19 protein-coding genes, 1 tRNA gene and 1 other annotated feature are annotated in these 18,409 nt (G+C 30.5%); of the genes, 9 read left to right on the top strand and 11 right to left on the bottom strand.

All coding sequences use genetic code 11. The features are described from left to right. The first annotated feature begins 41 nt into the window (after positions 1-41). Positions 42-332, top strand: coding sequence for a septation regulator SpoVG (gene spoVG / locus C820_RS03010; protein ID WP_004035422.1), 291 nt, complete (start codon positions 42-44; stop codon positions 330-332). A 45-nt stretch (positions 333-377) separates the two neighbouring features. Here spoVG and C820_RS03005 read toward each other — a convergent pair whose 3' ends face one another. The 7 genes from C820_RS03005 to C820_RS02975 form a co-directional block, all read right to left on the bottom strand. Further along, the gene (locus C820_RS03005) at positions 378-1,436 is read right to left on the bottom strand and encodes a GNAT family N-acetyltransferase (protein WP_004035424.1); all 1,059 of its coding nucleotides are present in this window, start codon (positions 1,434-1,436) and stop codon (positions 378-380) included. A 62-nt stretch (positions 1,437-1,498) separates the two neighbouring features. After that, complete coding sequence (locus tag C820_RS03000; protein ID WP_004035426.1) at positions 1,499-3,010, bottom strand: IMP dehydrogenase; 1,512 nt, start codon at positions 3,008-3,010, stop codon at positions 1,499-1,501. Between the two features lie 324 nt (positions 3,011-3,334). Beyond that, positions 3,335-3,820 (bottom strand): Gx transporter family protein, encoded by a 486-nt coding sequence (locus tag C820_RS02995; protein WP_004035427.1) that lies wholly within the window; start codon positions 3,818-3,820, stop codon positions 3,335-3,337. A 16-nt stretch (positions 3,821-3,836) separates the two neighbouring features. After that, complete coding sequence (locus C820_RS02990; RefSeq protein WP_004035428.1) at positions 3,837-4,163, bottom strand: NusG domain II-containing protein; 327 nt, start codon at positions 4,161-4,163, stop codon at positions 3,837-3,839. A gap of 68 nt (positions 4,164-4,231) precedes the next feature. Further along, positions 4,232-4,304: transfer RNA gene (locus C820_RS02985), tRNA-Phe, on the bottom strand. A gap of 158 nt (positions 4,305-4,462) precedes the next feature. Then, entirely contained in the window at positions 4,463-4,615 is a 153-nt protein-coding gene (locus C820_RS02980) for a DUF4177 domain-containing protein (RefSeq protein WP_004035430.1), read from the bottom strand. 96 nt (positions 4,616-4,711) lie between these two features. Continuing rightward, positions 4,712-5,227: a hypothetical protein gene (locus C820_RS02975; protein ID WP_004035432.1), complete on the bottom strand. Its 516-nt coding sequence runs from the start codon at positions 5,225-5,227 to the stop codon at positions 4,712-4,714. Between the two features lie 360 nt (positions 5,228-5,587). After that, positions 5,588-5,791: a binding site (T-box leader), on the top strand. Positions 5,792-5,854: 63 nt separating this feature from the next. Between C820_RS02975 and serS the strand changes: the two genes are divergently transcribed. The 4 genes from serS to C820_RS02955 all read left to right on the top strand — a co-directional run bounded on the left by serS (position 5,855) and on the right by C820_RS02955 (position 9,019). Then, positions 5,855-7,144 carry a serine--tRNA ligase gene (serS, locus tag C820_RS02970; protein WP_004035434.1) on the top strand — a complete coding sequence of 430 codons (1,290 nt, stop codon included), beginning with the start codon at positions 5,855-5,857 and terminating at the stop codon, positions 7,142-7,144. A gap of 84 nt (positions 7,145-7,228) precedes the next feature. Next, positions 7,229-7,465, top strand: a complete 237-nt coding sequence (locus C820_RS02965) for a hypothetical protein (RefSeq protein ID WP_004035436.1) — start codon at positions 7,229-7,231, stop codon at positions 7,463-7,465. Between the two features lie 286 nt (positions 7,466-7,751). Beyond that, complete coding sequence (locus tag C820_RS02960; protein WP_004035437.1) at positions 7,752-8,207, top strand: hypothetical protein; 456 nt, start codon at positions 7,752-7,754, stop codon at positions 8,205-8,207. A 452-nt stretch (positions 8,208-8,659) separates the two neighbouring features. Beyond that, complete coding sequence (locus C820_RS02955) at positions 8,660-9,019, top strand: hypothetical protein (protein WP_004035441.1); 360 nt, start codon at positions 8,660-8,662, stop codon at positions 9,017-9,019. Between the two features lie 64 nt (positions 9,020-9,083). Here the strand turns inward: C820_RS02955 and C820_RS02950 are convergent, their stop codons facing one another. Further along, on the bottom strand, positions 9,084-10,364 hold the full coding sequence (locus C820_RS02950) for a galactokinase (protein ID WP_004035452.1): 1,281 nt from the start codon (positions 10,362-10,364) through the stop codon (positions 9,084-9,086). Positions 10,365-10,721: 357 nt separating this feature from the next. Here C820_RS02950 and C820_RS02945 point away from each other — a divergent pair, with 357 nt between their 5' ends. The 3 genes from C820_RS02945 to mglC all read left to right on the top strand — a co-directional run bounded on the left by C820_RS02945 (position 10,722) and on the right by mglC (position 14,721). Then, positions 10,722-11,822, top strand: coding sequence for a galactose ABC transporter substrate-binding protein (locus tag C820_RS02945; protein ID WP_004035453.1), 1,101 nt, complete (start codon positions 10,722-10,724; stop codon positions 11,820-11,822). 110 nt (positions 11,823-11,932) lie between these two features. Then, a complete protein-coding gene (locus C820_RS02940) occupies positions 11,933-13,432 on the top strand; it encodes a sugar ABC transporter ATP-binding protein (protein ID WP_004035457.1) in 1,500 nt (499 codons plus the stop codon). A 20-nt stretch (positions 13,433-13,452) separates the two neighbouring features. After that, positions 13,453-14,721: a galactose/methyl galactoside ABC transporter permease MglC gene (gene mglC / locus C820_RS02935; RefSeq protein WP_004035458.1), complete on the top strand. Its 1,269-nt coding sequence runs from the start codon at positions 13,453-13,455 to the stop codon at positions 14,719-14,721. Positions 14,722-14,919: 198 nt separating this feature from the next. Here mglC and C820_RS02930 read toward each other — a convergent pair whose 3' ends face one another. Both C820_RS02930 and C820_RS02925 read right to left on the bottom strand, forming a co-directional pair. Further along, positions 14,920-15,402 (bottom strand): MarR family winged helix-turn-helix transcriptional regulator, encoded by a 483-nt coding sequence (locus tag C820_RS02930; protein WP_004035461.1) that lies wholly within the window; start codon positions 15,400-15,402, stop codon positions 14,920-14,922. Positions 15,403-15,520: 118 nt separating this feature from the next. Continuing rightward, the gene (locus C820_RS02925; RefSeq protein WP_004035463.1) at positions 15,521-15,985 is read right to left on the bottom strand and encodes a GNAT family N-acetyltransferase; all 465 of its coding nucleotides are present in this window, start codon (positions 15,983-15,985) and stop codon (positions 15,521-15,523) included. Between the two features lie 207 nt (positions 15,986-16,192). On the opposite strand from C820_RS02925, the gene C820_RS02920 reads away from it, so the two are divergent. Continuing rightward, positions 16,193-17,566 carry an MATE family efflux transporter gene (locus tag C820_RS02920; RefSeq protein ID WP_004035465.1) on the top strand — a complete coding sequence of 458 codons (1,374 nt, stop codon included), beginning with the start codon at positions 16,193-16,195 and terminating at the stop codon, positions 17,564-17,566. A gap of 134 nt (positions 17,567-17,700) precedes the next feature. Here the strand turns inward: C820_RS02920 and C820_RS02915 are convergent, their stop codons facing one another. Next, on the bottom strand, positions 17,701-18,366 hold the full coding sequence (locus C820_RS02915) for a DarT1-associated NADAR antitoxin family protein (RefSeq protein ID WP_004035466.1): 666 nt from the start codon (positions 18,364-18,366) through the stop codon (positions 17,701-17,703). Between the last annotated feature and the right edge of the window lie 43 nt (positions 18,367-18,409).

Below are 18,409 nucleotides of genomic sequence, written 5' to 3'. Positions count from 1 at the left end.
AAAGGAGGATAATTCCCAGGTCACATGGGAGGAGAGAGCGTATGGAAATTACTGATGTAAGAGTGAGAAAGGTCAACAAAGAAGGAAAAATGAAAGCTGTTATTTCTGTAACTTTCGACAACGAATTCGTGGTTCATGACATCAAGGTAATTGAAAGAGAACAGGGCTTATTTATTGCAATGCCAAGCAGAAAATCTGCTGATGGAGAATTTCGAGACATTGCACATCCAATCAATGGTGTGACCAGAGAAAAAATTCAGAGCGCAATATTAGAAAAATATGCAATAGCTGCACAAGAAATTGAGCAGGAAGAACAACAAACAAATGAGTAATAAACAAAAAACGGTATAGCCAAAAAAGGCTATACCGTTTTACTTTTATATGTTGATGTTTAAAATATTTTGTATTTCACTTTTGGTAAGTATAGTAGGCTGAAAATGATTTGCATAAGGCTCTAATAAATAGGCTTGTGTAAAAAGTATAATTTCATTGGGCTGAATATAAAAGTCGTATTCAAAATATTCAGAGTCTACTGTTTCTGTTGCACCATTAAAATAACTTTCTGGATATTGAGTAATATTATTTTTGAAGGCATTTTTTGCAAATTCGTCTATATTTTCTACATGAACTATATCACTTAATTGTAATTGATTTCCTGTTTTTAAATCAAATGTATACGCTTGACGGTAAGGCATACCATGAGCACCACCAGTAAATTCGTAATAATCTAATAGAAGTGATATCGTATTTTCGTCTAAATAAGTAATATTGTAAGTACAGTCAAGAGTATAAGGTAACATATTATATAAATCAGTATTAATATCATCTGGTGCTATTTCATTTCCCATAGCAGAAAGAGATGATTGTATATCATTTAAAATAACTTGATTTATTTTTGATATTGCTTCACTTTCTCCCTTCAATTCTGGATAGTATAGTTTTGCTTCCCATACTATAATGTCGTCTTTATTTTTGAGCGTTTTTTGTTCTATTTTTTCTGTAAAAAATGAGTTAGTATTTTCTATTTTTGCTGTATTTGTGCTGCTGTCCCATGTCATATTTGTTTCAAAGGCATTTAATAGTGGTCGAAGTGGTACAAACATAGTACCATTTTCAATATAAGCAGGTGTTGGCATAGTGATACGATTTGTTGTTTCTCCTTTTGTAATAATGAGTGTTTTGCTGTTTTCACAGGCAGATACAATGATATTTTCTTTCCTGGCAATTGCTGTTTTAGTAGGGACATTCCAACTTACTGTAGCACCAAGTGCCTCTGCTGTTTGTTTCATAGGCACACAAGTCGTGTTGTTTTTGAGCATTGGTTGTTGTGTGTAAGCAATCGCTGTATTATTAAGCAGTACAGTAATATTTTTTGCGAAAACAGTAGAAATAGATAATATAGAACAAATAAAAGTAATTGCAAATATTTTTTTCATAATTTGTTTTCTCCTTTATTAAAAAAAGTGCCAAACAGAAATATTTGGCACTATAAATTATATTAGCTGTTGTATGTGCTGCTTTGATTGTCTTTTAATACGACATCATGAGCACCGCCTTCTGTAAGGCTTGTAGCAGAAATAACAGTTAATTTTGCTTTTTGCTGTAATTCTGCTATAGTTAATGCACCACAGTTACACATAGTAGATTTTACTTTTTTAAGAGAAAGAGAAACATTATCTCTCAAACTTCCAGCATATGGTACATAGGAGTCAACACCTTCTTCAAAAGAAAGTTTTTTATCTCCACCCATGTCATATCTTTGCCAGTTTCTAGCTCTTGCAGAACCTTCTCCCCAGTATTCTTTCATGTAATTACCATTGATATTTACTTTGTTAGTAGGACTTTCGTCAAAACGAGAGAAATAACGACCTAACATTAAAAAGTCAGCACCCATAGCTAAAGCTAATGTCATGTGATAATCATATACAATACCGCCATCAGAACAAATAGGAATGTAAATGCCGGTTTCTTTGAAATATTCATCTCTAGCTTCTGCCACTTCTATTACTGCAGAAGCCTGTCCACGACCAATACCTTTTTGTTCTCTAGTAATACAGATAGAGCCACCACCAATACCAACTTTTATAAAGTCAGCACCACATTCTGCTAAATAACGGAAGCCTTCTTTATCAACAACATTTCCAGCACCAACTTTAACACTGTCACCATATTTTTGACGTATAAAATCTAATGTAATTTTCTGCCATTCTGAAAATCCTTCAGAGGAGTCAATACAAAGTATATCAGCACCAGCATTTATAAGAGCAGGAACACGTTCTTGGTAATCTCTTGTATTGATACCAGCACCCACAACATATCTTTTGTGTATATCTAATAGTTCATTTTTGTTTTCTTTATGAGAGTCATAATCTTTACGAAATACCATATAAAGTAATTTTCCATCGTCATCTATAATAGGTAAAGAATTTAATTTATGGTCCCAAATAATGTTATTTGCTTCTTTTAATGTAGTGCCTTTAGGAGCACAAACAAGTTTTTCAAGAGGAGTCATAAAATCTTTTACTTTTTCATCGCCATTCATACGACTTATACGATAGTCACGACTTGTTACAATACCTACTAATTTGCCTTGTGCTGTACCATCTGTAGTAACAGCAACAGTAGAGTGACCAGTTTTTTGTTTTAAAGCAAGTATGTCTTTTAATGTACTTTCAGGCATAATGTTGGAGTCGCTTACAACAAAACCAGCTTTATAGGATTTTGCTTTCTGTACCATAGCAGCTTGGCTTTGTATTGTTTGAGAACCATAAATAAATGAAATACCGCCTTCCTTTGCTAATGCTACTGCCATTTTGTCATCAGAAACAGATTGCATAATAGCAGAAACGAGAGGAATATTCATTTCTAATGCAGGTTTTTCTCCTTTTTTAAATTTTACAATAGGTGTTTTTAAACTAACATTATCGGGAGTGCACTCTACTGAGGAATATCCAGGAACAAGAAGATATTCGCTAAATGTACGAGAAAGTGATTGAAAATAAGTTGCCATAATTTACCTCCTGTTAAAAATATATAAGTGAATTGAAAATATAAGTAAATTTGTAAAACAAATCTACATCTAACAGACAGCGTTTGACAACGCATTGCTATTCCATAAAAGAGAACATTTTTATAAAACAACAATAGTAAATACCCATTGCCTAAAAAATAAGGGCATTACAAATGTCTGATAAAATACGTGTATGATGATATTAATAGAATTTATTATAGCACAAAAGAAATTTTGTGCAATAAAAAGTGTTGTGATAGAACGATTTTTGTAAAATTATTGGTAGAGAAAAAGAAACTATTTTACAATTTTTGTGTATTACTTTTAATGTTTGATATAGTGTATTGTTTTATTGGCTATAATACCAGTAATAAAACCTGTTGTAATGCCTAATATCACAAGAAAAGGCATATAATAAAAAAGTTTTAAATTTTCTACTACAATACAAGCAATAAATATTTGCCCTATATTGTGACTGATACCACCTAATATACTTACAGCAATAATAGAAAAAGCATTTGTTTTTTTACATATTGACATTACAATAAAACTGAGCAATGCACCAGAAGCACTATATAAAAAGCTAGCAAAACCTGTAAAAAGTATTCCTGAGATGAGTATACGTAATATAGAAATACAAAAAGCGGTTTTGCTGTCAAATAAATAAAGAGTAATGAGTACAGTAATGTTAGCAAGGCCTAATTTCATGCCAGGTACAATCATAGGAATAGCAAGTATACGTTCTACATAACTGAGAAGTAGTGCAACGGTAGTAAGCAATCCACAATATGCAATTTTTTGGCTGTTCATAATATTGCTACACTCCTTATTTTAATTCAATTACAACTTTGTGAGGCAGACAAACAATTAATTCTCCTGTATTACGAATGGACTTTTGATGCACACAAATTTGGTCTGGACAGTCTGCTTCTGTTACAGTTGCGGTATGATTTTGTATTTGAAGTATATTGTATCCCTGTGAGGTTTGTATAGTATAGTTTTGGTCTTTTGATAAATCAAATTGTTTGTATTCTGTGCCATTTATAGAAACAGAAACAATAGTAGATGAAGTATGTGTTGTAAAATGGAATATACAAAAAGCACCAGCCAATAAAAAAATAATTAAAAAAAATATGATTTCTTTTTTTTTCATTAATCATAACTCCTTTTTGTATGAAGTATAAACAAAAAAGGAAGCTTTTGGCTTCCTTAAAAACAGTATGCCCAGAACCGGAATCGAACCAGTGACACGAGGATTTTCAGTCCTCTGCTCTACCAACTGAGCTATCTGGGCAAATTTTATTTGCTGCAACAAATACTATACTGCATTTGAACTATTTTGTCAATTATTTTTTATTACTTTTTAATATTGGTGTTAACAAATCTTTTTGTTAAATTATATAGAGGAACAACTCCAAAAGAGAATAACAGTATAATAAGTGAGAAACTGTGTTATTCTTTTTTACGTTCATATGTTACAATGATACCATATCCAATAGCCATATTAGGACTGACAGTAATAACACGCCAACCATCATTTGCAAGTTTGTTCATTGCTTCTTCTGCTGCATTTACTTTATATGTTTCAACTTTGTACTCGTACATATCATTTCTCCTTTAAATTACAATGTTCATATTTCTATTTTGTATTTTTGATGCTTAGATAGTATAGTTTTTTTATTATGATATATAAGCCAAAAATTAAATATCTATATCAATAGTATAAGTGTCATCAATCAGTAAATAATCTACATTATATCGTTGGCACATTGTCAAAGCTTCCATATTATCAATAATTAAAGCTTCTATAGTACAGTCTGAATTATACAGCCTTGTTTCTATGGTATTAGCATATGCCTGTATATCATGATAATGGTGTCGTATGTATGCTTCACTCATTATCAGGCAACGATATTTGATATGTTGAATGTAATATTGAGAAAAATCTTTTGCCCAATCGAAAGGAATATAACAACCCTCAATAATAATGTTTTGTTGATTTTCAATTACAGTTTTTATGATTTCTCTTACAATAGGCCATAAATATTCTGTTAATGCTTTATCATTGCTCATAGAAGTAAGCGATGTATTTCCGCTTCGAATTAACCCCATTTTTAAATGGTCAATAGAAATGTATGGATATCCATATTTTTCAAGGGCTTTTTGAGCTAAAACGGTTTTTCCAGTATGTGATGCACCTGCTATCAATAAAACCATGTTAATTTTCTCCAAATTCTAATTATATTTTTATTATATAATATCGTTTAAGATTACTAAATAGATTTGTTGAAGTTTATAAAATTTCTAATTGGTAATATAAAATAGGTTTTTAAATGTACTATTTTAAATGATAGCATGGGTATATATCTTTGTCAATTATATTTCATAGAGCTGATAGAGCTTTATATTATGATACAAATTTTGAATAAATGCTACTCTATTTATGCTATTGATAATAAATTTATTGTTATATAAATAATAGCAAAAAGATACCGAATAAATGTAACTTTATGGATATTTTATAATTGGGCTTATTGACAAAGACAAAATATGTGATACAATGAGTAAAAACAATATAAAAAAGCGTTTGAAGAAAGCTAAATCTTGCAATAATACTACAGAGAGCCAATGTTTGGTGGAAATTGGTGTAAAAAAGAGATGTTCCACTTTCTGAGCTGCTTGGTGAAAGCCAAGAGGGTAAGCCCTTTATTGCTGTTTTGAGAGGCTTATATAAATAAGCAATTTGGGTGGCAACACGGGAGAACTGCTCTCGTCCCTTTTTATGACAATAAAAAGAGATGAGGGCTTTTTATATTATAAAAAATATTAAGGAGGAAATAAAAAATGTTAGATATTAAATTAATTCGTACTAATCCAGAATTGGTAAAAGAAAACATCAAAAAGAAATTTCAAGACCAAAAATTAGTGTTGGTAGATGAAGTTATTGAAATGGATAAACAATTTAGAGAAACAAAAGGAAAATGCGATGACTTGAGAAGTCAAAGAAACTCTATTAGTAAAGCAATAGGTGGTATGATGGCAAAAGGACAAAAAGAAGAAGCCGAAAAAGCAAAAGCACAAGTTGCAGAAATGGCAAAAGAATTGACAGAATTGGAAGCACTGGAAGAAGAATTGACAGCAAAAATTAGAGAAAGAATGTTAGTCATACCAAATATTATTGATGATAGCGTTCCAATAGGAAAAGATGACAGTGAAAATGTAGAAGTAGAAAAATTTGGAGAACCAGTTGTACCTGATTTTGAAGTACCATATCATATTGATATTATGGAAAGCCTTGCAGGTGTTGATTTAGATAGTGCAAGAAAAACAAGCGGAAATGGCTTTTATTATCTTTGTGGAGATGTAGCAAGATTGCATTCTTCCATACTTTCTTATGCAAGAGATTTTATGATAAATAAAGGATTTACGTATTATATTCCTCCATTTATGATAAGAAGTAATGTTGTAACAGGTGTTATGAGTTTTACAGAAATGGAAAATATGATGTATAAAATAGAAGGAGAAGATTTATATTTAATTGGTACAAGTGAACACTCTATGATAGGTAAATTTATTGATACAATATTAGAGGAGGAAACATTGCCACAAACATTAACAAGTTATTCTCCATGTTTTAGAAAAGAAGTAGGAGCACATGGTATTGAAGAAAGAGGAGTATATAGAATACATCAGTTTGAGAAGCAAGAAATGATAGTAGTATGTAAACCAGAAGATAGTCCTTATTGGTTTGAACAGCTTTATAAAAATACAGTAGAATTTTTTAGAACATTGGATATACCAGTAAGAACATTGGAATGTTGCTCTGGTGACTTGGCAGATTTAAAAGTAAAAAGTATTGATGTAGAAGCATGGTCACCAAGACAGAAAAAATATTTTGAAGTAGGTAGTTGCTCTAATTTGGGAGATGCACAAGCTCGCCGTTTAGGTATTCGTGTAAAAAATAAAGAAAAAGGCAATTATTTTGCACATACATTAAATAATACAGTAGTTGCACCTCCACGTATGCTTATAGCATTTTTGGAAAATAACTTAAATGCAGATGGTAGCATTAGCATACCAAAACCATTACAGCCATATATGGGTGGTACAGAAGTATTAAAACCAAAAAAATAGTCAAAAAATGAGGAGGGATTTCCCTCCTTTTTGTTATAAATATAGAAATATATTGTATCAATTATTTATAGAAAGTGTGGTACTATGGAAAATAAAAATTTAGCAATTAGTTTTATATTGATAGTGATAGGAATGATACTATTATTTTCAAATAATGATATTGCATTTGGCTTAACAGATGTGTATTTATTCGATAAAGGATTTGGAGAAGTTACAGAAATTGAAATATTTAAAAATTATTCTAATGCAGTTTTGATAATGGGTGGTGTATTGTTTTATAGAGGCATTTATATGCTAACTGAATTTTTATGGAAAAAATAAAAAAATGATAAGCCATATATGGGCGGTACAGAAGTGTTAAAACCAAAAAAATAGTCAAAAAATGAGGAGGGCTTTACCTCCTTTTTTTTGGTATAAATAACGAAAAATGACGATAAAAGTAAAATATTGCTAAATAAAACTGACTATTTTTATAAAAGACTACTATATTTTACAACGCCATAATGTGCTATAATATTATGAAATAAAGTGATATAATACAAAAATGTTAGAGCAATGAAAAAAGAAATTTTATGTACAAATCATTAAAAAAATTAGTTGTATTATTATGGCAATAAGTATGATATTTGTTCAAGTAGCTGTTGCTTCTGCACAAATGCTAGGACAAGAGGGAATGAATGAAGAAATTGTTTATCAAGGAATATATTATGATGAAGACGGTGAGCTTGTAAAAACAACAATTAGAAAAATAACATATCCCTCAGCTAGGTCTGGAGAATATGAAAGAGTGACTTATTCTAAAGAAAATGTATATGAAAATTATTCTATCACTTTAACAGCAACATTTTCTTATAATGTTACAAATAAAGAAGTAAGTTGTGTGTCGAAATATAGAACTTATAATAAAATGACTCCAATAAGTGAAAGCCTTACAGATACTGGAACAGGAACAAAATGTACTGTAAGATTAGATTATCGTCATAATACTGGACTAGGTACTAAGAATAAGGCACTTAGAATGATATGTGATTATAAGGGAAATTTAACTTATTTTGGAGAATAATAAATATTTAGTGAAAAGAGGATAGTAAAATTGAAAAAAAATAATAATAAATATATATATTTACTTATATATTTATTTTGTATTTTAATGATGCTTTTATATAGTATGAAGAAGTGTATTAGCATATATCCAAAAGAAAATATTTTTATTTATATTATTTCAGTATTATGTATTATATGCTTTTTGAAAGAGCAAAGTATTAAGAAAAATATAATAATAATATATATAAATACAGTTTTTTTTAGTATAGTTTTTATATATAATTGTTTGATAAATACTACTTTGAGTATACCAGGCATATCAGAAGAAGCTGTAGCATTATTATATGATTTAATAGAAAATATATTTGGAGATATAACAAAATTTTTTATGGTATATTTTTTCATATCAACAATATTACTTTTTTTTATAATAGTAAAAAAATATATAAAAAAGAATAAGGAGTGATAAATTTGAAAAAGTATAGTAAATATATTTATTTTTTAGCATTACTTTTTTTCATATATATCACACGAAAATATCACATTTATACCACAACAACACCATCTGCTATACAATTTGTAGGTTTCTTATTGTTGTATACTATGACAACATTTTGTATTATTAATATATTTCCAAAGTACAATAATTTATTGATAAAAGTTAGTACAGTGCTGTTTATACTGACATTTATAAGACATACTTTATCTAATACATTACCTTTTGATGATTTTAGTAAGAAAATATTACATCCTTGTATAACAGCTAGTATACTATATAGTGCATCAGCATTTGGCATATTGTTTTTAACAGAAAAATATAATAAAGATTAATATCGCTTTATTTGTAAAATAAAAACCAACAAAAAATATGATTTTGTTGGTTTTTTTGATGTTGTTATACAATTTCTATGCCACCTACAGGACGAATAGAAAGTATGTAACATTTGCCTTTTCCAAAGGCAGCTTCCATTTCATTGTGGAAAGTATCTAATAATTCCATAGGAACAAATGCTTGTATGGTACCAGCAAAACCACCTCCGTGTACTCTGTAAGCACCTTTGTCAGCTAATATTTTTTGACAAAGTGCTAAAGCTAAACTCAATCCTTGCTCTTGTGTATTTGAGGTAGAGTATACATTTTGAAGACAAGTAGAGGAAGAAATACCAGAAGAAAGCACTAATTTTTTAAATGTTTCAAAATTATTGTTTTTGAGTGCTTCTGCTTCCTGTACTGCTTTGTGACTGTCTGCAAAAAAGTGTATCGCACGAAGTATCGCTCTATCTCCACATTTTTGACGGAGAGCAGAAATATTTTGGTATATGTCATTTTCAGAAAGTTCAGAGAGTACTTCTTTACCAAAAAAAGCAGCAATAGATTTCATTTCTGCTGTAACAGCAGCATAATCTGGTGTTAAATCGGCATGATTGCCACCAGTATCTACAATGCAAAGAGCATGATGTACTGCTGCGAAATCAAAGGGAATTTGTTCTACTTTAGGTTGCTGTGTATTTTTAAAATCAATGGCAACAAAACTGCCTACAGAGGAAGCCATTTGATCCATTAAACCGCAGGGTTTTCCAAAATATACATTTTCTGCATATTGACCAATTTGAGCAATTTGAATAGCAGATTGTTCATTATTGCAGTATAAACTATTTAATATTGTACCAACTAGTACTTCAAAAGCAGCAGAAGAAGAAAGACCAGAACCTTTTAAAACATTTGAAGTCATAACAGCATTAAAGCCTTTTATGTTGTAACCTAATTTTATAAAATAAGCAGCAATACCTTTTACAAGAGAAAGAGTAGTACCTTCTTCTTGTTTATTTTGCTCAAGCTGTTTTAAATCAATACAAATCATGTCATAGCCATCACTTTTTATTTTGATAATGTCGCTGTCGTTGGGCTTTACAGCTGCGACAATGTCTAAATTTACACCAGCTGCTAATACACAACCTCTTTGATGATCTGTATGATTGCCTCCTATTTCTGTTCTTCCAGGTGCGGAAAATATGCGAATACCTTCTGTAATATTGTCATGAAAAACAGTAGAATATGTTTTTATTAGTGTAATCAATCTGTCAGTATATGCTTTGGAACCTTTTTCGTCTGTATTATAAATCATTTTTATTTGTTGCATGCAATCATTTTTTAATAATTTTTGAAATATGTCCATCAAAAAATTCTCCTCTCAAGTAATGTAGCTTTTGTATTTTGTTATCAGTAATATTATAGTATATTTTTTGTCAATAGTATAGTAATAATTGGATAGAAATTTATAGAGTAATAAAATAAAATTATACAATAATGAAAAGGTTATATTATGTAAAAATAGTAAATATTGACTGATTTTTTTAAAATATTATGTAAAAATATGGTGAAAATATAGAGAATTTTTATATTAAATAAAAGAATATTATATTGTCTTTCACAATTTGTACATTTATAATGAGGACAAGAAATAAAATTTCAGAGTAAATTCTGAAAGAATAAAAAAAATTATGCTAGGTTTTAAAGGGAGGTTTTTTAGGAAATGAAAAAGAGATTATTTGCATTAATGATGGCTTCTATGATGGTGATGGGTGCTATGGTAGGCTGCGGTGGCGGTGGTAGTGATACACCAGCTCCAACAGAAGGAGATGAAACTCAAACAGAAGGCGATGCAACAGATGGTGATGTAGATATGTCTAATGTAGAAATCGGTGTTTGTATTTATAAATTCGATGATACATTTATGACAGGTGTTAGAAATAATATGCAAGCACAGGCTGACACATTGGGAGCAAAAATTGAATTGGTAGACTCTCAAAACAAACAAGCAACACAAAATGACCAAGTAGACACATTTATTACAAAAGGTATGACAGCATTGGCAGTAAACCCTGTTGATAGAACAGCAGCAGGCCCATTAGTAGAAAAAGCATCTGCAGCAAGTTTGCCTATTGTATTTTTGAATAGAGAACCAGAACCAGATGTAATGCAAAGCTATGACAAAGTATGGTATGTAGGAGCAAAAGCAGAAGAGTCTGGTACAATGTCTGGAGAAATCATTGCAGACTACTGGAATGCAAACAAAGAAACAGCTGATAAAAATGGTGATGGTAAATTACAGTACATTATGGTAACAGGAGAACCAGGACATCAAGATGCTACATTGAGAACAGAATATTCTGTAAAAGCATTACAAGATGCAGGTATCGAAGTAGAAGAAATTGGAAATGACACAGCAATGTGGGATAAAGTAAAAGCAACAGAATTGATGAATGCATTTATTACATCACAAGGTATTGACTCTATAGAAGCAGTACTTTGCAATAATGATGATATGGCACTTGGTGTAATAGAGTCATTAAAAGCAAATGGTTATAACACAGGTGACGCATCTAAATTTGTGCCTGTAGTAGGTGTTGACGCAACTGCTCCAGCATTGGAAGCAATGAGTAATGGTTCTTTATTGGGAACAGTATTAAACGATGCTGAAAACCAAGGTATTGCAACAACAAATATTGCAGCAATGGCAGCAGCTGGACAAGAAATTACACAAGATACTGTTGGATATGAAATTACAGATGGAAAATATGTATGGGTACCATATGTAAAAATTACAGCTGAAAACTACAAAGATTTTCAATAATTCGTTATAAATAAGTATAATGCTATATTGCGGAACGGAAAATTTATTTTTCCGTTCCCTATTTTGTAACCCAATAAAGAAGTATTAACTTTAAAAAGGGGGTTTATTATATGAGTGAGTATGTACTGGAAATGAATAACATTTCTAAATTTTTTCCAGGTGTAAAAGCGTTAGATGGTGTTACATTAAAAGTGCGTCATGGAAGTGTTCATGCACTTATGGGGGAGAATGGTGCAGGAAAATCTACATTGATGAAATGTCTTTTTGGTATTTATCATGAAGATGAAGGTGAAATTATATTAGACGGAAAAAAACAGTCTATTGACAATTCTAGAATGGCATTGGATTTAGGTGTTTCTATGATACATCAAGAGTTACACCCAATTTCTTTTAGACCCGTAATGGAAAACATATGGCTGGGCAGATTTCCTATGATAGGAGGAATTGCTGTTGACCATAAAAAAATGTATCAAATGACAAAGGACTTATTTCAAAAAATTGACTTAGATATTAATCCTGCTGTGCTGGCTGGTACACTTTCGGCATCACAGTTGCAGCTTGTTGAAATAGCAAAAGCAGTAAGTTATAATTCTAAAATAATTATTATGGATGAACCAACTTCTTCATTAACAGATAATGAAGTAGAACATCTTTTTAAAATCATTGAACAGTTAAAATCTGAAGGACGTTCTATTATATATATATCCCATAAAATGGAAGAAATATTAAAAATTTCAGACGAAGTAACTATCATGAGAGATGGTACTTATGTAGGCACATGGCCAGCAAGTGAATTAACAACAGATTTGATTATCAATAGAATGGTTGGACGAGATATGACAAACCGTTTCCCACCTAAAACATATCAAACAAGTACAGAAACAATTATGGAAGTACGAAATTTGACAGCAACAGACTCACGTTCTTTTAAAGATGTTACATTTGATTTACATAAAGGCGAAATATTAGGTTTGGGTGGATTGGTTGGAGCACAAAGAACGGAATTAGTAGAAGCGATATTTGGATTGAGAGGAATTGCTTCAGGTACTATTACAATACATGGAAAACCATATCAAGCTAAAAATGTAGAAGAAGCGAAAAAATATAAAATAGGACTACTTACAGAAGAAAGACGTGCCACAGGAATATTTGGAGTACTTTCTATTACAGATAATACTATTATAGCTAGTGAAAAGAAATTTGCTTCTGGTGGTGTATTAGATAATAAAAAAAGAAGAAACATCGCAGCAGAAGAAAATAAAAAATTAAATACCAAAACGCCTACTATGGAAGCGTTGATACAAAATCTTTCTGGAGGTAATCAACAAAAAGTGCTTTTTGCAAGATGGCTTTTGACAGCACCTGATATATTGATATTAGATGAACCTACACGTGGTATTGATGTTGGTGCAAAATATGAAATTTATACAATTATGCAATCTCTTGCAGCAGAAGGAAAAGCAATTATAATGATTTCTTCTGAAATGCCTGAACTTTTGGGTATGAGTGATAGAGTAATGGTAATGAGTGATGGACATTTAGCAGGTATATTAGATAAAGAGCAGGCAGACCAAGTAGAAGTAATGCGTCTTGCTACTGCATACTTGTGATAGAGAGCGAGGGGTGTAATATGAGTGAAAGTAAACAATTAACTTGCGAAAAGTTTGGAAAAATGATGAGCTTTATTGGTGCAGCAATTGCAGCAGTAGGTGTGATATTAATATTGGCAAAAAATGCAGTAAAAAATTCTGGAGGATTAACAGGATTTTGGAAAGATATTTATGATTTGCCATGGTTTATATTTTTGTTAGGCTGTGGTATTGTAGTGTTTGGAGTATTAAAATGGAGAAGATATTTGGGAGATACAACTTCTATGATGGATACTTCTCCAAAAGCAGCAAAAACGTTTTTATTAAATAATGGTATTATATTGGCACTTGTCATTATGGTAATTGTAATAGCAATAAAAGAAAATAGATTTATGCAGGGACGTGTGCTTGTAGATATATTGGCACAAGCTTCTCCAAGAATGATTATAGCATTGGGTATTTGTTTTACACTTTTGATAGCAGGTACAGACCTTTCTGCTTGTAGAATGGTAGGTTTGGCAGCGGTAATTTCTGCATCTATGCTTCAAAATCCAGAATATCCTAATAGATTTTTCCCTGATTTGCCTTTTCTTCCTGTAATTGTTCCTATTGTAATAGCTATTGCAGTTTGTATGTTATTTGGATTGCTAAATGGATTTTTAGTAGCAAAATTTGATATGCACCCCTTTATTGCAACGCTTGCTGTACAAGTTATAATATATGGTGCGTGTTCATTGTATTTTGACTTACCTCCAAATAATTCACAGCCTATAGGTGGTATTAGAGCAGATTTTACATTGTTAGGACAGAAAAGATTTTTTCAAGAACAGTTACCGGCAATTAATGGTATTCCTATATTGATACCAATTGCATTAATATTTGTTTTAGCAATATGGTTTGTGCTGAATAAAACAGTATTTGGTAAAAATGTGTATGCTATAGGTGGTAATAGAGAAGCAGCAGTTGTTTCTGGTATCAATGTGTTTAAAACAATACTTTGTATATTTGTATTAGCATCTGCATTGTATGGTGTTGGTGGTGTATTAGAAGCAGCAAGAACAGCAGGTGCAACAAATAACTATGGTGTTGGCTATGAATTGGACGCTATCGCAGCGTGTGTTGTAGGTGGTGTGTCATTAAATGGTGGTGTAGGTAAAGTTTCTGGCATTATCATAGGTGTATTGATATTTACAATTATACAGTATGGCTTGCAGTTTATAGGTGTTAGTGCAATGTGGCAACAAGTAATAAAAGGTATTATTATAGCTATTGCGGTTGCACTTGACCTTTCAAAATATAGAAGAAAATAATTACTGCTGTGGTAAAACTAAAATATAATTATAATTGTAAAAACATTAGAATTTTACTCCAAATATTACAAGCTTTTTTAAAAATTTAACAAAAACTTTATGGAAAAATTTTATTTTTCCAGTTATAAATATGAGTTTATATACAGATGGAACAGTGTTATAATTTATATAACACTGTTCTTTTATTATAATAAAGTATTATTTTATATTTTGTTTTTGTTCACAACAAGAATAATTGTAACAACAAGGAATATTATGAAATACTTGTATCAATTGCTTTAGTGCATCTGAAAATTTTTGTAAATCAGAAGGACTCATTTTTTCTAGTAAAGGACGAAAACAACTTGCGTCATGTTCCATAAAATAGTCAATAAATTCAGTAGCTTTGTCAGTAAGCTGTATTTTTACAATTCTACGGTCTGAAGGGTCGTCAAAACGTTTTATAAAACCACATTGCACTAGACGATTGACTAATTTTGTCATTTGTTGTTTAGGCATTTTTGCCCACTTTGCAATTTCTGTCATAGTAGCACAGCCACCATTCCACTGTAGCGTTCTAATACAGTAGTACATTTCTAGGCTGACACCTTCGTCAAGAAGTTGTTTAAAAGGTTTTGCAATTTGATAATTCCATACAGGCATTAAGGAAAGTAAATTTTCTTGTATTTCTAAATAATTCATATTTTAATATTACTGAAAACTTATAAAAATTTGTATTACTTTTTATAATATTGCACGTTTTACAGTAATTTGCCCCTTTCTTGTTTTTAAATATACGCTGCAATATGCGTTTTTTATATTACAATGGATTTATTTTTGTTTTGGTCATTACATAGTTTTTTAGAAAAATTCCATTTCTTATTACTTGTTGTTGTTTTATTATTTTGTAATTTCTTTTTTCAAAAAATCCCTTTGCGGTAATAGAAGCATGAACAGTAATATTTTTAGTATTTACTGCTTTTTCTAATTCATCACAAATAGCAGAAGCAATTCCTTTGTGTTGATAGTTATGATGAACAAATAATTTATCTAAATATCCTGTTTTGTCAATATCACCGAAACCAACAATGATACCATTGATTTCAGCAATAATACAATATTGTTTTAAAAAAGAAGTATTCCATTGTTCTAAATCAACTGTTTTAGTTGCCCATGCGTTGCATTGAATTTGTGTATAATCTTTTCTATTGATATTGTGTACAGTATTATAAAATAATTCTACAAGTGTAGCACAATATTGTGGTGTATATTTTTTTAAAATCATAATATAAATTCCTAAAATAAAAGTAATATTTTATTATTATTATAGTAATATCATAATAAAGTAATATTGGTTGCTATTGACAAAATAAAAACAATATGGTACGATTTTATCCATTGTAATACTATGTTTACAATATCAATAGCAATCTCTTTTTTGTTATTATAGTGTTGGGTAAATAAAATGTCAACAAGAGTAGGAGATGAAAAAATGAGCAATAATAATGAAAATTTAAAATTGATGGAAAGTGCACCTATTCCTAAAGCAATATTGACGCTTGCTATTCCCACTGTGTTAAGTATGATTGTATCACTGATTTATAATATTACAGATACTTATTTTATAGGATTGTTAGATGACCCCATACAGTTGGGAGCGATTTCTCTTGCATTTCCTGTGTTTATGATATTTCAAGCATTAGGTAATATGTTTGGTGCAGGAGCACCTTCTTATATATCAAGATGTTTGGGAGCGAAAAAATATGAAGAAGTAAAAAAGACAAGTGCTGTTTCTGTATATGTATCTGCAACAGCAATGCTTGTTTTAACTGTATTAGGTCTGATATTTATGGAGTCAATACTGCATTTAATTGGTACAAGTAATGAAACAATTACACCTACAAGAGATTATTTAAGTATTATTATTACATTTAGTATTGTGATTATGCTTCAGATTATATTGCCAGCAATGCTTCGTGCAGAGGGGAAAGTGAAGCAGGCTGTTGCAGGTATGATAATAGGTACTGTATTAAATATCGTGCTTGACCCTATATTTATACTGGTATTTGGTATGGGAGCAGCAGGAGCGGCATGGGCGACAATTATAGGAAATGCTGCTGCAGTTGCATTTTATATTTATATTTATTTGCGTGGGAATACAATGGTTTCTATACTGCCACGTGATTTTAAACCAAGTACTCGTATATTTAAAGAAGTGTTAAAAATTGGATTTCCAGCATCACTTTCTCAAATATTGGGTAGTACCGTTATGCTTTTGTTTAATAATTTGGCAGCAGAATATGGTGATATGGTAATTTCTGCCTATGGTGTTGCAATTAAAATGATACAAATGGAATTTATGATATTGTTTGGATATGTTTCAGGATATATGCCTTTTGCAGGCTATAACTATGGTGCAGGTAATATTACAAGATTGGTAAAAGCATTAAAATTTACAATTATAACAGCTAGTGTGTTGTGTTTGCTGTTTTTAATACCATTTACAGTACTTGCTCCAGCTTATATTAATATATTTTCAAGTAATGAAGAAATTATAAATATTGGTGTGAAATTTTTAACAGCACAAGCATGGGCTGTTCCTTTTATGGGAATACAGCTTTCTCTTATGGCAACATTTCAGGCAACAGGGCAAGCATTTAGAGCACTTTTAGTAAATATGGGTAGGCAGTTTTTGTTTTATGTGCCTTATTTATATTTGTTTAATTATATATGGGGATTGGAAGGATTGCTTCGTGTACAAATGGCAGCGGATTTGTCTACAACGGCATTAAGTGTGATAATAGCATTACATATGATAAAAGGATTTTATAAAAAAGAAAAGGCAGAATTAGCAGAAGCAAAATAAAAATGTCATAAATAAAAGTCGTTAAGGGCGTAAAAAATTTCTTTTGCTCTTAACGGCTTTTTATTATGATATATTAAAACAAAAATATAATTCAATTAAATTAAATGAATTTCGTTATTTGTGTTTAGTTGCTTCTAATTTTGTTTTTTATAAGTGGGGTATACAATATCTAAAAATGTTTCTTCATTTTTGAGTGCTTCTCTTAATAAACATTGTGTATACAGAGAAACATATATAGCAGCAGCTTCTGCTTGGCAGTTTATAGATTTTTGTGGATTGAAAGCAATGTCAGTGAAAGCATTATATTCTAATATTTGTGTTGCTAAGTCATGATGTAAGTGGTGTAATGTGTTGATATATAACCAGTTATAAAAATAGGTTTTAGGTTCTGTACTGAATGTTTTATTTTTAATACAAAAAGCAATTATTTTGCCACTATTTTTCAAGCGTGCATCTTTTTTTGCTTCTCTGGAAGAAACATTTAATAAATCTGTATAAGGACCACCGTTTTCAAAAACTTTGCTAGATTGAAAAGCAGTTTCAACAGAATATTCTTTACCGTTTTTTGTTTTTATCATAAGGTTAAATGCACTTAGTTTTACACCTAATTCATTTTCTGATTTTGTGGATATTTCAAGCAGTTTATGATTTGGGTGTTTTTGTATATAGGACTGGTGTAAACTGTTTATGCTTCTTTGCATTTGTTTGTCTGAAAATCCACTAAAATATTGAAATTCTATGTTTTCGCGAATACAGTATCTATTATCAGGAGATACCACAAATACAGGTCTATTTGCCATAATAATCCTCCTAATTTACTAAAGTTTCTGAGAGTAGATAAAT

The organism is Clostridium sp. MD294 (assembly GCF_000364165.2).
GTDB lineage: Bacteria > Bacillota > Clostridia > Lachnospirales > Anaerotignaceae > Coprocola.
The sequence above is the reverse complement of the archived record's forward strand: the minus strand, read 5'-3'. Positions and strand labels throughout refer to the sequence as shown.

Bases quoted from the DNA above. Each gene is read 5' to 3' on its own strand.
- spoVG (WP_004035422.1), top strand. From the start codon at position 42: ATGGAAATTACTGATGTAAGAGTGAGAAAGGTCAACAAAGAAGGAAAA.
- C820_RS03005 (WP_004035424.1), bottom strand. From the start codon at position 1,436: ATGAAAAAAATATTTGCAATTACTTTTATTTGTTCTATATTATCTATT.
- C820_RS03000 (WP_004035426.1), bottom strand. From the start codon at position 3,010: ATGGCAACTTATTTTCAATCACTTTCTCGTACATTTAGCGAATATCTT.
- C820_RS02995 (WP_004035427.1), bottom strand. From the start codon at position 3,820: ATGAACAGCCAAAAAATTGCATATTGTGGATTGCTTACTACCGTTGCA.
- C820_RS02990 (WP_004035428.1), bottom strand. From the start codon at position 4,163: ATGAAAAAAAAAGAAATCATATTTTTTTTAATTATTTTTTTATTGGCT.
- C820_RS02980 (WP_004035430.1), bottom strand. From the start codon at position 4,615: ATGTACGAGTACAAAGTTGAAACATATAAAGTAAATGCAGCAGAAGAA.
- C820_RS02975 (WP_004035432.1), bottom strand. From the start codon at position 5,227: ATGGTTTTATTGATAGCAGGTGCATCACATACTGGAAAAACCGTTTTA.
- serS (WP_004035434.1), top strand. From the start codon at position 5,855: ATGTTAGATATTAAATTAATTCGTACTAATCCAGAATTGGTAAAAGAA.
- C820_RS02965 (WP_004035436.1), top strand. From the start codon at position 7,229: ATGGAAAATAAAAATTTAGCAATTAGTTTTATATTGATAGTGATAGGA.
- C820_RS02960 (WP_004035437.1), top strand. From the start codon at position 7,752: ATGGCAATAAGTATGATATTTGTTCAAGTAGCTGTTGCTTCTGCACAA.
- C820_RS02950 (WP_004035452.1), bottom strand. From the start codon at position 10,364: ATGGACATATTTCAAAAATTATTAAAAAATGATTGCATGCAACAAATA.
- C820_RS02945 (WP_004035453.1), top strand. From the start codon at position 10,722: ATGAAAAAGAGATTATTTGCATTAATGATGGCTTCTATGATGGTGATG.
- C820_RS02940 (WP_004035457.1), top strand. From the start codon at position 11,933: ATGAGTGAGTATGTACTGGAAATGAATAACATTTCTAAATTTTTTCCA.
- mglC (WP_004035458.1), top strand. From the start codon at position 13,453: ATGAGTGAAAGTAAACAATTAACTTGCGAAAAGTTTGGAAAAATGATG.
- C820_RS02930 (WP_004035461.1), bottom strand. From the start codon at position 15,402: ATGAATTATTTAGAAATACAAGAAAATTTACTTTCCTTAATGCCTGTA.
- C820_RS02925 (WP_004035463.1), bottom strand. From the start codon at position 15,985: ATGATTTTAAAAAAATATACACCACAATATTGTGCTACACTTGTAGAA.
- C820_RS02920 (WP_004035465.1), top strand. From the start codon at position 16,193: ATGAGCAATAATAATGAAAATTTAAAATTGATGGAAAGTGCACCTATT.
- C820_RS02915 (WP_004035466.1), bottom strand. From the start codon at position 18,366: ATGGCAAATAGACCTGTATTTGTGGTATCTCCTGATAATAGATACTGT.